Annotated in this window: 12 protein-coding genes; 6 read left to right on the forward strand and 6 right to left on the reverse strand. The window is 57.0% G+C overall.

What is annotated here, in order from left to right; all coding sequences use genetic code 11:
• Window positions 1–22: 22 nt before the first annotated feature.
• Together glnE and V2S86_RS18720 are read right to left on the reverse strand one after the other, a co-directional pair.
• Complete coding sequence (gene glnE, locus V2S86_RS18715; RefSeq protein ID WP_330763670.1) at window positions 23–2860, reverse strand: bifunctional [glutamate--ammonia ligase]-adenylyl-L-tyrosine phosphorylase/[glutamate--ammonia-ligase] adenylyltransferase; 2838 nt, start codon at window positions 2858–2860, stop codon at window positions 23–25.
• Window positions 2861–2905: 45 nt separating this feature from the next.
• Window positions 2906–4213: an inorganic triphosphatase gene (locus V2S86_RS18720; protein ID WP_330763671.1), complete on the reverse strand. Its 1308-nt coding sequence runs from the start codon at window positions 4211–4213 to the stop codon at window positions 2906–2908.
• Between the two features lie 279 nt (window positions 4214–4492).
• On the opposite strand from V2S86_RS18720, the gene V2S86_RS18725 reads away from it, so the two are divergent.
• Complete coding sequence (locus tag V2S86_RS18725; RefSeq protein WP_330763672.1) at window positions 4493–5113, forward strand: TIGR04211 family SH3 domain-containing protein; 621 nt, start codon at window positions 4493–4495, stop codon at window positions 5111–5113.
• Between the two features lie 120 nt (window positions 5114–5233).
• Window positions 5234–6478, forward strand: a complete 1245-nt coding sequence (locus tag V2S86_RS18730; protein ID WP_330763673.1) for a multifunctional CCA addition/repair protein — start codon at window positions 5234–5236, stop codon at window positions 6476–6478.
• A 40-nt stretch (window positions 6479–6518) separates the two neighbouring features.
• Here the strand turns inward: V2S86_RS18730 and bacA are convergent, their stop codons facing one another.
• Both bacA and folB read right to left on the reverse strand, forming a co-directional pair.
• Window positions 6519–7343: an undecaprenyl-diphosphate phosphatase gene (bacA, locus tag V2S86_RS18735; RefSeq protein ID WP_063200890.1), complete on the reverse strand. Its 825-nt coding sequence runs from the start codon at window positions 7341–7343 to the stop codon at window positions 6519–6521.
• 131 nt (window positions 7344–7474) lie between these two features.
• Window positions 7475–7834 carry a bifunctional dihydroneopterin aldolase/7,8-dihydroneopterin epimerase gene (folB, locus tag V2S86_RS18740; protein WP_006320572.1) on the reverse strand — a complete coding sequence of 120 codons (360 nt, stop codon included), beginning with the start codon at window positions 7832–7834 and terminating at the stop codon, window positions 7475–7477.
• A gap of 107 nt (window positions 7835–7941) precedes the next feature.
• Between folB and plsY the strand changes: the two genes are divergently transcribed.
• Window positions 7942–8580 carry a glycerol-3-phosphate 1-O-acyltransferase PlsY gene (gene plsY, locus V2S86_RS18745; protein WP_330763674.1) on the forward strand — a complete coding sequence of 213 codons (639 nt, stop codon included), beginning with the start codon at window positions 7942–7944 and terminating at the stop codon, window positions 8578–8580.
• Between the two features lie 168 nt (window positions 8581–8748).
• Here the strand turns inward: plsY and tsaD are convergent, their stop codons facing one another.
• Window positions 8749–9762 (reverse strand): tRNA (adenosine(37)-N6)-threonylcarbamoyltransferase complex transferase subunit TsaD, encoded by a 1014-nt coding sequence (gene tsaD, locus V2S86_RS18750; protein WP_330763675.1) that lies wholly within the window; start codon window positions 9760–9762, stop codon window positions 8749–8751.
• A gap of 326 nt (window positions 9763–10088) precedes the next feature.
• On the opposite strand from tsaD, the gene rpsU reads away from it, so the two are divergent.
• The 3 genes from rpsU (at window position 10089) to rpoD (ending at window position 14185) form a co-directional block, all read left to right on the forward strand.
• Window positions 10089–10304, forward strand: coding sequence for a 30S ribosomal protein S21 (gene rpsU, locus V2S86_RS18755; protein WP_001144069.1), 216 nt, complete (start codon window positions 10089–10091; stop codon window positions 10302–10304).
• A 136-nt stretch (window positions 10305–10440) separates the two neighbouring features.
• Window positions 10441–12189 (forward strand): DNA primase, encoded by a 1749-nt coding sequence (dnaG, locus tag V2S86_RS18760; RefSeq protein ID WP_330763676.1) that lies wholly within the window; start codon window positions 10441–10443, stop codon window positions 12187–12189.
• 157 nt (window positions 12190–12346) lie between these two features.
• Window positions 12347–14185: an RNA polymerase sigma factor RpoD gene (rpoD, locus tag V2S86_RS18765; RefSeq protein ID WP_006320545.1), complete on the forward strand. Its 1839-nt coding sequence runs from the start codon at window positions 12347–12349 to the stop codon at window positions 14183–14185.
• Window positions 14186–14255: 70 nt separating this feature from the next.
• On the opposite strand, the gene mug is transcribed toward rpoD, so the two are convergent.
• Window positions 14256–14744 (reverse strand): G/U mismatch-specific DNA glycosylase, encoded by a 489-nt coding sequence (mug, locus tag V2S86_RS18770; RefSeq protein ID WP_330763677.1) that lies wholly within the window; start codon window positions 14742–14744, stop codon window positions 14256–14258.
• Window positions 14745–14803: the final 59 nt, after the last annotated feature.

Here is a 14803-nt window from a genome sequence, read left to right on the forward strand (position 1 = left end):
ACGTATTGCGCAACCGGCCTTGTCAGCCCAGCCATTTCGCCCAACTGGCGCGTACCTGCTCACGTTCGGCGGCGAACAGCTCACTACTGACCTTGCCGGAATGCTCTTGCAACGCCAGGTGATGGATCTCATCGCGCATGGTGACGTAAGCCTGGGTCAGCGCGCGCGCTTCCTCTTCCGGCATGATGTCGTAATTGGCCATCAGTTCGAAAATGCGCACGTTATCCGACCAGCGCGTCAGACGCGGCTCGGCGCTCGCATAGCCTAAGACCAGATACTGGGCAATAAATTCGATATCGGTGATGCCGCCCTCGTCGGCTTTGATATCAAACAGGTCGCGTTGCTTGCTGCCGAGGTGACTGCGCATTTTCTCGCGCATCTCTCGCACCTCTTTCCGCAAGGTTTCAGGGTCGCGCGGTTTGCACAGGATTTCGCGACGGATAACGTCAAACTGTTGATGCAGAACCGGGTCACCGTGCACGATGCGCGCCCGCACCAGCGCCTGATGTTCCCAGGTCCAGGCCTCGTTGTGTTGATAATCGGCAAACGCCTCGACGGTGCTGACCAGCATACCGGCAGCGCCCGAAGGCCGCAGGCGAGCATCCACCTCATACAAAATACCGGACGAGGTGCGGGTGCCGAACAGATGCATCACCCGCTGCGCCAGGCGCAGATAGAACTGACGGCCATCAATGCAACGTTCGCCGTCAGTCATCACGTCCGGGGGGCAATCGAGGATAAACACCAGGTCCAGATCGGAGCTGTAGCCCAGTTCCCAACCGCCCAATTTGCCGTAGCCAATCACCGCAAAACCACGCCCTTCCCGCTCTTGCAAATGGGTTGGCTGGCCATAGCGCGCCACCATGTCGCTCCATGCCTGCTGCACCACCACGTCAATGATCGCCTCTGCCAGATAGGTGAGGTGATCGCTGACTTTCATCACCGGTAGCGCGCCGGAGATATCCCCGGCGGCGATACGCAGTTGCTGGGCCTGTTTGAACTGGCGCAACGCTTCCAGTTTTTGCTCTTCGTCGTCTTCCGGCACCCGCAGCAGGTACTGGCGCAGCTCGCTGCGGTAGGCATCCGGCGCCACCGGCTGATACAACGTCGCCGGTTCCAGCAGTTCATCCAGCAGCAGCGGGTAGCGCGACAGCTGATTGGCGACCATCGGCGAAGCGGCGCACAGGCGAATCAAATGGTTAAGCGCCGCGTGGTACTCCACCAGCAGCTCAAGATAGGTAGTGCGGGTCACAATGCTCAGCAGCAATTGCGTCAAACGCAGCAGCGCGGTCGGCGCATCCCGACGCGGGCACACCTCGGCCAACAAGCGTGGCATCAGTTGATCGAGCACGTCACGCCCGCGTGGGCCAATGGTGCGTTTGTCTACGTCGTGGCGGAATTCGGCAATGATACGCAGCACCTGCCTGCGCGCGTCTTCATCCAAATGCGGGGTCAGCGGCGCCAGTTCGTTCTCTTCAAGCGCATCCTGCCACAGACTGTGATAGTGCTGATAATCAGGATCTTCGCCCACATCGGGGCTATCATCGCCAATCAGGTCGTTAAATACCGCCCTTACTGCCTGCATGTGGGTTTCCAGCGCCGCCAGCAGCGCCGGCCAGTCGCTGAACCCCATGCCCCAGGCCAGACGCGCCTGATCGAGCTCATCCTGCGGCAGCGTTTGGGTCTGTTGATCGGCAATCGCCTGCAGCAGGTTTTCCAGCCGGCGCAGGAACAGATAGCTGGTGCTCAGCGCCTGGGCCTGTTGCGGCTCCAACAGCCCCAGTTCACCCACCGCTTGCAAGGTCGGCAGCAGCGAACGCCCTTGCAGCATCGGCTCGCGCCCGCCGCGGATCAGTTGGAACACCTGGGTGATAAATTCAATTTCGCGAATGCCGCCGGCGCCCAGTTTGATGTTGTCTTTCAAGCCGCGTCGCCGCACTTCACGTGCGATCATGCCTTTCATGTTGCGCAGCGACTGGATCACGCTGAAATCGATGTAACGGCGGAACACGAACGGCCGCAGGGTTTTGCGCAGTTCCTGGCTGTAAGCGTCTTCAGATCCGCCCATCAGCCGCGCCTTTACCATGGCGTAACGCTCCCAGTCACGGCCCTGCTCCTGATAATAATCTTCCAGCGCGGCAAAACTCATCACCAGCGGACCGCTGTCGCCGAAAGGCCGCAGCCGCATGTCCACGCGATAGACAAAGCCGTCAATGGTTTGCTGATCCAGCGCTTTGATCAGCCGCTGCCCCAGACGGGTGAAGAACTGGGCGTTATCCAGCTCGCGCCGCCCGCCCTGGGTCTGGCCGTTTTCCGGGTAGGCGAAGATCAGATCGATATCGGACGAGAAGTTCAGCTCACCGCCGCCCAATTTCCCCATGCCGAGGATCAGCAGCGGCTGCGGAACGCCCTGCGCGTTGCAAGGCGTACCCCACTCGCGGCAACAGGTTTGGTACAGCCAGTCGCGGGCGCTGACGATCAGCGTTTCCGCCAACCGGCTCAGTTGCAACAGCGTTTCTTCCGTGCTGCACAGGTTCAGCGCCTGCGCCCAGGCGATCCTCACCAGCGTCTCGCGGCGGAACAGGCGCAACACACGCATCAGTTGCGTTTCGTCACGCACCTCTTCCAGGGAGTCCTGCAACCAGGCGGCATAATGTTGCCATTCGTCCGCCACCGGTGGTTGCTTGCGTAGCGTCTCCAGCCATGCAGGCTGGTTGAGCAACATGTCGCTGACAAAGTCACTTGACGCTAAAACCCACTGTTCCTGACTACTGAGCGTACAATCGGCGCCCTGAGCTTCCTGAAAACGCTGCACGATGTTCTGTGCCTGAACCTGTAACGCGCACGAGAGTGGCAACATAGTGAATGATCCGTCCTGCGGCCTGCACCTCGCAGGCCGGCTTGATTAGCGGAGCGCGCCGTTTAACCAGAATGGCGCATGCGATAAGGCCTGTTTGCGAGTAGCTTCGTACCAGCCCTGACGCCGTTCAGCCACCGCCAGCTGCAGCTCGCGCCAGCTTTCGATGTACGGGCCGGTTTCGTCGTCCGGATACGCGCCCGACAGCAGAATAAATGCCGAGACCTGGCGCGTCAGACGCGGCAGCTGTTCTTCATACTCGTCGTCATTGAGCGTGCGGGTGAAGGCTTCCTTCAGCTCGGCGGCGCTGCGCCCAAGCATAATGTCGCTGAAACGTTTGAAAGAGCCGTCCAGCTTGGTCTGGGCTTTGGCGTCGATAAACGGCCGCCAGGCGCCGGTCACCAGCCATGATGTGAGCGCCAACTTACATTGCAGGTATTCTGCGCTGTAGCACAGCACCTGCGGTTTGGTGGTTTTATCAACCAGCAGCGGCTCCAGCGCAGTCAGCCGGGCGCGCAGATCGGCACTGGCCTTGCGCGGCACCAGGCCGCCGAAGACCACCAGCGCCTGACGAATCAGAGCAATCGCTTCCATTACCGAACGGCGAGCCTGACCATCGCCGCGCAGCCACAGTTCTTCGTGATACTGCCAATGGCTCAGCCCCAGTTCAAAGCTGGCAACCATCCCCTGTTCAACGCTGGATTTGGCTGCCGGCTTCAATACCGCCAGCGGGTGGCGCTCGCGCGAGGGGTTCCCCTGCGCCAAATGATAACCGCGCGCCGCCTTGCTCAGGCTGCCCTGACGCAGGCCGCCGTGTTCTGCCAGCACGTTCGCCAACGCCAGCAAATCGGCGGTGTTGCCTTCTTTAAGCTCCAGTTCGATCTCGCACAGCGCTTCGTTCAGTTCACCCGCACTCACCTCGCCCTGGTCCAGACCAACCTCAATCTCGCTCTTACCGTAAGTGACCACCCACTTCTCACGCACGAAATCGGTGCGGAACAGCGGTTGCAATTGCTGCTGCAGCGCCTGGATGTCGCAGCCCTGCGGCCAGATATCCGCCGGGAACAAATCCAGCGCCAGCTCGGGCTTGGCGATCGCCACGTTGTATTCCGGACGCTGATGCAAACCCGCCACCACCTTGCCGGCGGTTTTGATGGTCATTTCGTAACTGTCGTCAAAACCGCGAATGCGCAGCCCCATATCATGGTTGCGCAAAAAATTGTCGGCGGTTTCGAAGTAAATATTGGTCAGCTTTTGCGGCGCCGAATGCTGATGCGGCCAGGCGGCCAGTTGCTGCGGCAAAGCGGCGACGGCATCCGGGGTAGCAATAAATTTCAATTCTATTTCAACGGTCATAAGTCTTTTACACCAATAAGTTACGCATTCGCGTCAGCCTTCACGGCGGCGAGCTCTGCCTGCCGCGCTCTGCCCGATGACGCACAGTTGCCATTATCTTACCGCGATTCCCGGCGCCTTAACCCTGCTAACTGCAGAAAAAACCTGTTACGTTATAAAACGCTGCGCAACTCACAGAATCTGCCACAGTAAGATAGTTCTCATTCCGGTTTTTGCGTTGCGTCGTCAGACTGAACGCTCTACTATCGTTCCATAAATTCACACAGAAACGATGAACTAATGCAGAAATTACGCCTAATTTGCCTTGCCGTGCTGAGCTTCAGCATCACTTGGGGCGCACATGCCGAAGACAAGCGCTATATCTCCGATGAATTGAGTACTTACGTCCACAGCGGCCCGGGTAATCAGTACCGTATCGTCGGTACTCTGAACGCCGGTGAAGAAGTCACCCTGTTGAGCGTAAATGACAGCACCAATTATGGCCAAATCCGCGATCCGAAAGGCCGCAATATCTGGATCCCGCTCGATCAGCTCAGCGAAACGCCAAGCCTGCGCACTCGCGTTCCCGCACTGGAACAGCAAGTGAAAACCTTGACCGACAAGCTGGCCAATATCGACAACAGCTGGAACCAGCGCACGGCGGAAATGCAGCAAAAAGTGGCTGCAAGCGACGGCACCATCAGCGGCCTGCAGCAGGAAAATCAAGATCTGAAAAATCAGCTGGTCGTAGCCCAGAAGAAGGTTAACGCGGTTAACCTGCAGCTCGACGACAAACAGCGCACCATTATCCTGCAGTGGTTCATGTACGGCGGCGGCGTAGCCGGCGTTGGCCTGCTGCTTGGCCTGCTGTTGCCGCACCTGATCCCGCGTCGCAAGAACAGCAATCGCTGGATGAACTGATTTCAGTATCGTCCAGTTTGAGATTGGCGCCTGCGGGCGCTTTTTTATTGGCTTCGGCACGGCCCGGCTAATTGAGGTAATCTGGTCGACAGAGTCCCAGAATCATGCAGGAGCATAATAGTGAAGATCTACCTGGTCGGCGGCGCCGTCCGCGACAGTTTGCTTGAGATACCGGTTTTCGACCGCGACTGGGTGGTGGTAGGCGCTGCGCCTGCAGAACTGCTGGCGCAAGGGTATCAACAGGTCGGTAAAGACTTCCCGGTGTTTCTCAACCCTGAGACCCATGAAGAATATGCGCTGGCGCGCACCGAGCGTAAATCCGGTCAGGGGTATACCGGTTTTACCTGCTACGCCGCGCCGGACGTGACGCTGGAAGAGGATTTGCAGCGCAGAGATTTGACCATCAACGCCATCGCTCGCGGCAGCGACGGTGAGCTGATCGACCCTTTCCACGGCGTGGCCGATTTGCAAGCGCGCGTGCTGCGCCACGTTTCCGATGCCTTCGGTGAAGATCCGCTGCGCGTGCTGCGCGTGGCCCGTTTTGCCGCCCGCTTTGCTCATCTGGGCTTTACCGTTGCCCCGGAAACCGCTGAGCTGATGCGCCAAATGACCCACAGCGGTGAGTTGACGGCCCTGACCGCCGAACGGGTATGGAAAGAAACCGAAAAAGCGCTGCAAAGCCAGAGCCCGCAAGTATATTTCCAGGTCCTGCGCGACTGCGATGCGCTGGCAGTGCTATTCCCCGAGATCGACGCCCTGTTCGGCGTGCCGGCCCCGGCCAAATGGCACCCGGAGATCGACACCGGCATTCACACCCTGATGACGCTGGCTATCGCCGCCCGGCTCAGCCCCGAAGTCAACGTACGCTTCGCGGCACTGTGTCACGATCTCGGTAAGGGGCTGACGCCGCAAGAACTCTGGCCGCATCATCACGGTCACGGCCTGACCGGCGTTAAGCTGGTCGAAGAACTATGCCAACGTTTACGGGTGCCCAACCCGGTGCGCGATTTGGCCAAACTGGTGGCCGAATACCATGATCTGATTCATACCGTCAACAAGCTGCGCCCGGAGACCCTGCTGAAGCTTTTCGATGCGATAGACGTCTGGCGTAAACCGCAGAGGCTGGAACAGATGATCCTGACCAGTGAGGCGGACGCACGCGGCCGTACCGGGTTTGAAAACAATCCCTATCCGCAGGGCGACTATTTGCGCCAGGCTTTCCAGGTGGCAAATGCCGTCTCGGTAAAAGAGGTCGTGGCCAGCGGCCTGCAGGGGCTGGCGATCCGCGATGAGCTAAAACGCCGCCGCCAGCAAGTGCTGGCCGACTGGAAACTCACCCAGGATATCCCTCTCGATCAGGCATAAAAAAACCCCGCGGTGCGGGGTTTTTTATTGGCGCGGTCGCTTACATGAAGACCATGTAAACCACGGCGGCAACGATAAAGCGGTAAATAGCGAACGGTACAAACGAGATGCGTTTGATCAGCGACAGGAAGGTTTTGATCGCAATCAGTGCCACCACGAAAGCGGTCGCAAAACCGACGGCGAACATCGGCAGATCGCCCATCGTCAGGAAGTGCAGGCTCTTGTACAGATCCAGGCCGCTGGCGCCAATCATCATCGGCACCGCCAAAATAAAGGAGAACTCAGAAGCCGCATAACGGTTCACACCCACCAGCATGCCGCCGGCAATGGTGGAGCCTGAACGGGAGAAGCCCGGCCACAGCGCCAGACACTGGAAACAGCCAATCATAAACGCCTGACGGTAGGTGATGTCGTCCAGCCCTTCCGCACTCGGTTTTTTCGGCTTCAGCCATTCCGCCGCCAGCAGCAGCAAACCGCCGACCACCAGCGCATACATCACGTTTTTTGGCTCAAACAGCGATTTAATGACATCGTGGAACACCAACCCCAGAACCACCGCAGGAATCATCGCCAACAGGATATGGCCCAGCTTTAGCCGCCCAGCGGTCTTACCTTCGTGCTCCACCGGCTTGCCGCCAAAGTGAATGCCGATCAGGCCGAACAGACGGCGCCAGAACATCACCACCACCGCCAGAATCGACCCCAGTTGAATAATGACTTCAAAGGTTTTGGCCTTGTCGCCGGTAAAGCCCAGCCACTCGCCCACAATAATCATGTGCCCGGTAGAAGATACCGGCAAAAATTCAGTTAACCCTTCGACCACCCCAAGAACAAACGCGATAAACAGTGAATGCATGTCCGCCATGTGTTTCGCTCACCCTATAAATTTGCGACTACCAACATAAAAAAGCGGCAGTGTTCAATACATTGCCGCTAAAACAATTCTCAGGTTCAGACCAGGTTAACGGTCTTTAGTTGCACGCACATGACAGGAAGTCACACCGGCCGGGTGCCGCGCTCAATAATGACCCCAACCCGGCTGGCGTGTGCAACTGCGCCCGGTTTGCTGACCTTAATACGGACCCATGGGGAATTGAAGCGCTGGAGTAAAATTTCAGATATTTCCTCTGCCACCCGCTCCACCAACGCAAAACGATTCGGTTCCACGTGCTGGATGATGGCTTCGCTGATATCGGCATAGCTCAGACAGTCGTTTACGTCGTCGCTGGCAGCGGCCTGGCGGTTGTCCCAGCCCATTTCGATATCGAACACCAGCTTCTGGCGAATGTTTTGTTCCCAATCATAAACGCCAATGGTAGTAATAACGGTAAGCTCTTCAATAAATACGATATCCATCACGTCATTCTCTGTTTTTGGCCTTGCCGGATACCACTTCCAGCGGAATATGCGTATTATCCATAGATGTTGCGAGTAAAACGACCATTATTAAACGGAACCGCGTTATGAGTGCTACCGCGCTTGGCATGATTATCTTCGCGTATCTGTGTGGCTCAGTTTCCAGTGCGATCCTGGTTTGTCGGATCGCCAGGCTGCCCGATCCGCGTGAACATGGCTCAGGGAATCCAGGGGCCACCAACGTCCTGCGCATCGGCGGTCGCCTGGCGGCGGCAGCGGTGCTGGTGTTCGATATTCTCAAGGGGATGCTGCCGGTTTGGTTGGCGTACAAGCTTGAAATACCGCCGCTGTATCTGGGCCTGACGGCGATTGCCGCCTGCCTGGGGCATATTTATCCGGTGTTCTTCCATTTCCGCGGCGGTAAAGGCGTGGCGACGGCCTTTGGTGCCATAGCGCCGATAGGCTGGGATCTTACCGGCCTGATGACCGGCACCTGGCTGCTGACCGTGCTGCTCAGCGGTTATTCCTCACTGGGCGCGATTGTCAGCGCCTTGATTGCCCCTTTTTACGTTTGGTGGTTCAAACCGCAGTTCACCTTCCCGGTGGCGATGCTGTCTTGCCTGATTTTGATGCGGCACCATGACAATATCCAGCGCCTGTGGCGTGGGCAGGAAGGGAAAATCTGGGGCAAGTTCCGCAAGAAAAAAGCGGATGCGGCGGAGCCGGAAGAAAAGAAAGAATCGTGAAGTAAAAGGCCGGAAATTTCCGGCCTTTTCTTTTATCTGTTATCTGTGGAATGCGCGAGCAGGGGGCGAGACAAGGCGCCAGAAAGTGAGTGGGCGGAACATACTCGAGTATGTGAGCATCACGAACGACCGCAGCAACGCAGTCGCAGTCCCGCACAGCCATTCCGCTTACACGGCGGGCAATTCTGCCAACGGCCAGCGCGGGCGCACCGAAACGCTCAGTTCCGGGTTGGCGCCGCTTTTCAATCGCACCAAACCCGCATAGGCGATCATCGCACCGTTATCGGTACAGAATTCCGGACGGGCATAGAACACCTCACCGCCGCGTTTATGCATCATTTCCGCCATTTTGGTGCGCAGAGTACGGTTGGCGCTGACGCCGCCGGCCATCACCAGGCGTTTAAAACCGGTCTGCTCCAGCGCACGTTTGCATTTGATCGCCAACGTATCCACCACCGCATCCTCAAACGCGCGAGCGATGTCCGCTCGTGTCTGGTCATCATTACCGTTGGAACGAATGGTGTTGGCGGCAAAGGTCTTCAGCCCGGAGAAGCTGAAATCCAGCCCCGGACGATCGGTCATCGGACGCGGGAAGGTGAAGCGGCCCGCAATGCCCTGTTGCGCCATCTTCGACAGCATTGGCCCGCCGGGGTAATCCAGCCCAAGCAGCTTGGCGGTTTTATCGAAGGCTTCACCGGCCGCATCGTCTATCGACTCGCCCAGCAGTTCATACTGCCCAATGCCGGTCACGCTGATCAATTGCGTGTGGCCGCCGGAAACCAGCAGCGCGACAAACGGGAATGCGGGCGGATTGTCTTCCAGCATCGGCGCCAACAGGTGACCTTCCATATGGTGCACCGGCACCGCCGGCACGTTCCAGGCAAACGCCAGCGCGCGACCAATGGTGGCGCCGACCAGCAACGCGCCCACCAGGCCAGGCCCGGCAGTATAGGCGACGCCATCGATATCGGCGGCGGTCAGGTTCGCTTCCTTCAAGGCCGCCTGAATCAACGGCACGGTTTTACGCACGTGATCGCGGGAGGCCAGCTCCGGCACCACACCGCCGTAATCGGCATGCAGCTTTACCTGGCTGTACAACTGATTCGCTAATAAACCGGTTTGATCGTCATACACTGCAATTCCGGTTTCATCGCAGGAGGTTTCTATACCCAGTACTCGCATTACCCTTTCCCATCATTCACGTGCGGCCTGCAGTTTACCACAATCATGCCTATTTACCGCCAGCAGGGTACATCTTGTCGCTGGCCGGAAGCTATGTTGATGATTCCAGCCATAAATGCCGGTTTGATTAAAAACGAGCATTTTTTTCTGATTAGACTATAATCAGCGCCCGATGCAAAATTGCGCACGTTTTACCAGGGCGGCGCAGGTTTCAATTTGCTGTGGTGCTTTACAAAGCAGCATCCGTTGAAGTAAAATTCCGCACCATTTTGAAAAGGCTGGCGCTTGGCCAGCAGCAAACCGAATTTTATTGAGGTGAGAGGCACATGCCGGTAATTAAAGTACGTGAAAACGAGCCATTTGACGTTGCTCTGCGTCGTTTCAAACGCTCTTGCGAGAAAGCAGGCGTTTTAGCTGAAGTTCGTCGTCGTGAGTTCTATGAAAAACCGACTACCGAACGTAAACGCGCTAAAGCTTCTGCTGTGAAACGTCACGCGAAGAAACTGGCTCGCGAAAACGCACGCCGCACTCGTCTGTATTAATTCTTCGGGGGTAACCCCGCCGCGTGAATTTCTGATTTTAAAAATCGCGCAGACCGTGTAGTTGCATACGAAGGCCGTGCTTTCCGAAAGGAATGCGCGGCTTGTTCTCGTTTATAGGCTAGTAAAGTAAGGGCTTATGGCTGGACGAATTCCGCGTGTATTTATCAATGACTTGCTGGCTCGCACCGACATCGTCGATCTGATCGACGCGCGTGTAAAGCTCAAGAAGCAAGGCAAGAACTATCACGCGTGCTGTCCGTTCCACCACGAAAAAACGCCTTCATTTACCGTTAATGGCGAAAAGCAGTTTTACCACTGCTTTGGTTGTGGTGCGCACGGTAACGCCGTCGACTTTCTGATGAATTACGACAGGCTAGAGTTTGTCGAAACCATCGAAGAGTTGGCGACCATGCACGGGCTGGAAGTGCCTTACGAGGCAGGAACCGGGCCGACCCAGATCGAACGTCATCAGCGTCAAAGCCTGTATCAACTGATGGAACAGCTCAGTACGTTCTATCAACAGTCACTGCATCAGCCTTCCGGCACGCCGGCGCGTAATTATCTGCAACAGCGCGGGCTCAGTGACGACGTTATCCGCCATTTTGCCATCGGCTTTGCACCCGCCGGTTGGGATAACGCATTGAAACGTTTTGGTCGTGACGCCGACTCGCGTCTCGCATTGAACGATGCCGGCATGCTGGTGACTAACGATCAAGGCCGCTCGTACGATCGTTTCCGTGAGCGCGTGATGTTCCCTATTCGCGATAAACGCGGGCGAGTGATCGCCTTTGGCGGACGCGTATTGGGTGACGGCATGCCGAAATACCTGAACTCGCCGGAAACCGACGTATTCCACAAGGGTCGTCAGCTGTACGGCCTGTATGAAGCGCAGCAGAACCACCCTACCCCGCAGCGTTTGCTGGTAGTGGAAGGCTATATGGACGTGGTAGCGCTGGCGCAATACGGCATCGATTATGCCGTCGCCTCGCTCGGAACCTCAACGACGGCTGAACATATTCAGCTGCTGTTCCGCGCTACCGATAACGTTGTCTGCTGCTATGACGGTGACAGAGCCGGTCGCGAAGCGGCCTGGCGTGCACTGGAAACCGCGCTGCCCTATCTGAACGACGGGCGCCAACTGCGGTTTATGTTTTTGCCCGACGGCGAAGACCCGGACACATTGGTCCGAAAAGAAGGCAAAGATGCCTTCGAGCAGCGAATGGAGCTGGCGCAGCCGCTTTCCACTTTCCTGTTCGAAACGCTGATGCCACAGGTGGATTTGAGCAGCCCGGACGGCCGCGCCAAGCTGAGTACGCTGGCACTGCCACTGATTACCCAAGTGCCGGGCGAAACGTTGCGTTTGTACCTGCGCCAACAGCTCGGCAGCAAGCTTGGCCTGCTCGATGACAGCCAGTTGGACAAGCTGATGCCCAAACAGGCTGAAAATGCGAATACTTATCAGGCGCCCCAGCTAAAACGCACAACCATGCGTATACTGATAGGGTTACTGGTACAAAATCCGCAACTGGCTACACTTATCCCTTCACTCGAGGGATTGGAGCAGACCAAACAGGCGGGTTTACCGCTATTTGTCGAGCTGGTGCAGACCTGCCTGGCCCAGCCGGGGCTGACGACCGGCCAATTGTTGGAGCAGTATCGCGACAACAAATTGAGCCAGCAGCTTGAAACCCTGGCGACATGGAACCATATGATCGTTGAGGACAGGGTCGAGCAGACATTTTTGGATACCTTGGCCAGCCTGTACGACTCCGTACTGGAGCAGCGGCTGGAGACATTGATCGCGCAGGCCAGAACGCATGGCCTGAGCCCGGAAGAACGTGAAGAAGTCCGTTCTCTCAATCAGGTTTTAGCGAAGAAAAACTGAATACCAAACGGCTTAAGTGCCGATAAATGCGAGGGCAGAGCCCTGCAATATGCCGCCACAGTGGGCCGCGGCAACAACAAAAACGCCCCAAATGCTATTGTTGGCGGTTTCGCCGACCGACACCAACCTAAATACTCTGAAGTGTGGATACCGTCTTATGGAGCAAAACCCGCAGTCACAGCTTAAACTTCTTGTCCAACGTGGTAAGGAGCAAGGCTATCTGACCTATGCTGAGGTCAATGACCATCTGCCGGAAGATATCGTCGACTCCGATCAGATCGAAGACATCATCCAGATGATTAACGACATGGGCATCCAGGTGATGGAAGAAGCCCCGGACGCCGATGACCTGTTGCTGGCTGAAAACTCAAACAGCACAGACGAAGATGCGGAAGAAGCTGCCGCTCAAGTCCTGTCCAGCGTTGAATCTGAAATTGGCCGTACCACCGACCCGGTGCGCATGTACATGCGCGAAATGGGTACCGTTGAACTGCTGACGCGCGAAGGCGAAATCGACATCGCCAAACGTATCGAAGACGGGATCAACCAGGTTCAGTGCTCGGTTGCCGAATACCCGGAAGCCATTACCTACCTGCTGGAGCAGTACGATCGCGTTGAAGCCGGCGAAGCTCGCCTGTCCGACCTGATCACCGGTTTCGTCGATCCTAATGCGGAAGAGGACATCGCCCCAACCGCAACGCACGTCGGTTCTGAGCTGTCGACCGAAGAGCAGAACGACGACGAAGAAGACGAAGAAGACGACGACGACGCTGAAGACGACAACAGCATCGATCCGGAACTGGCGCGTCAGAAATTCACCGACCTGCGCGATCAGTATGAAGCGACCCGTCTGGTCATCAAAAAGAACGGCCGTAGCCACGCCAGCGCAGCAGAAGAAATACTGAAGCTGTCTGAGGTGTTCAAGCAGTTCCGCCTGGTGCCAAAACAGTTCGACTTCCTGGTCAACAGCATGCGCATCATGATGGACCGCGTTCGTACTCAGGAACGTATCATCATGAAGCTGTGCGTTGAACAGTGCAAAATGCCGAAGAAAAACTTCGTCACTTTGTTCGCCGGCAACGAAACCAGCGATTCCTGGTTCGAAGCGGCGCTGGCGATGGCCAAGCCATGGTCAGAGAAGCTGAAAGACGTGACGGATGACGTACAGCGCAGCCTGCAGAAACTGCGTCAGATCGAAGAAGAGACCGGCCTGACCATCGAGCAAGTGAAGGACATCAACCGTCGCATGTCTATCGGCGAAGCGAAAGCGCGCCGTGCGAAGAAAGAAATGGTTGAAGCCAACTTGCGTCTGGTTATTTCTATCGCCAAGAAATACACCAACCGCGGTCTGCAGTTCCTGGATCTGATCCAGGAAGGCAACATCGGTTTGATGAAAGCGGTAGACAAGTTCGAATACCGCCGTGGTTATAAGTTCTCAACTTACGCCACCTGGTGGATCCGTCAGGCCATCACCCGTTCTATCGCCGACCAGGCGCGTACCATCCGTATTCCGGTGCACATGATTGAGACCATCAACAAGCTCAACCGTATTTCGCGCCAGATGCTGCAAGAGATGGGCCGCGAACCGACGCCGGAAGAGCTGGCTGAACGCATGCTGATGCCGGAAGACAAAATCCGCAAAGTGCTGAAGATCGCCAAAGAGCCGATCTCCATGGAAACGCCGATCGGTGATGATGAAGATTCACATCTGGGCGATTTCATCGAGGATACCACCCTCGAGCTGCCGCTGGATTCTGCCACCTCGGAAAGCCTGCGCTCTGCAACGCACGACGTATTGGCCGGCCTGACCGCCCGTGAAGCGAAAGTGCTGCGCATGCGTTTCGGCATCGATATGAACACTGACCACACGCTGGAAGAAGTGGGCAAACAGTTCGACGTTACCCGTGAGCGTATTCGTCAGATCGAAGCCAAAGCCCTGCGTAAACTGCGTCACCCAAGCCGTTCCGAAGTGCTGCGCAGCTTCCTGGACGACTAAGGCTAGCGGTTAGCTGCAAACAAAAAACCCCGGCATGCCGGGGTTTTTTATTGCCTGAAATCCTGGAGAGTCACTCCAGCGCCAGGAACAGCTCGCGGTAGCTCTCGGTAAGCTGCTCCAGCGTGGCGCGGTTCAGCCCGCTGGGATTAGGCAATACCCACACCTGGGTTTTACCGATCGTCATCTCCTGCCGCCCCCAGGGCACATTTGTCACCCCGAAGGCGCTGCTGAACGCCTGCTTGCCCAGAACCGCCAATGCACGCGGCTGGAATTGCAGAATTTTGTCTTTTAGCGCCTCACCGCCGCTGCGCAACTCTTCACGCGTCACTTCGCTGGCCGCAACCGTCGGACGCGCCACCAAGGCGGTGATGCCGCAGCCGGTATCCTGCAATTGCTGCCACTGTTCCGGCGCCAGTTGACGCTGAGTGAAACCGGCCTGATGCAGCACCTTCCAGAAACGGTTGCTGCCGTTGGCAAAGGGATAGCCCTGATGAGCCGATGAAAGGCCGGGATTGATGCCGCAAAACACCACCCGCAAGTTTGGCGCCAAAAGATTCATGAGTCTGTTAGGTCCGATAAAAGGGATTTACACCGGTTATCGCAAAATCCGCCAGCAAT

Source organism: Serratia sp. C2(1) (assembly GCF_036352655.1).
Classification (GTDB): Bacteria; Pseudomonadota; Gammaproteobacteria; order Enterobacterales; family Enterobacteriaceae; genus Serratia; species Serratia inhibens.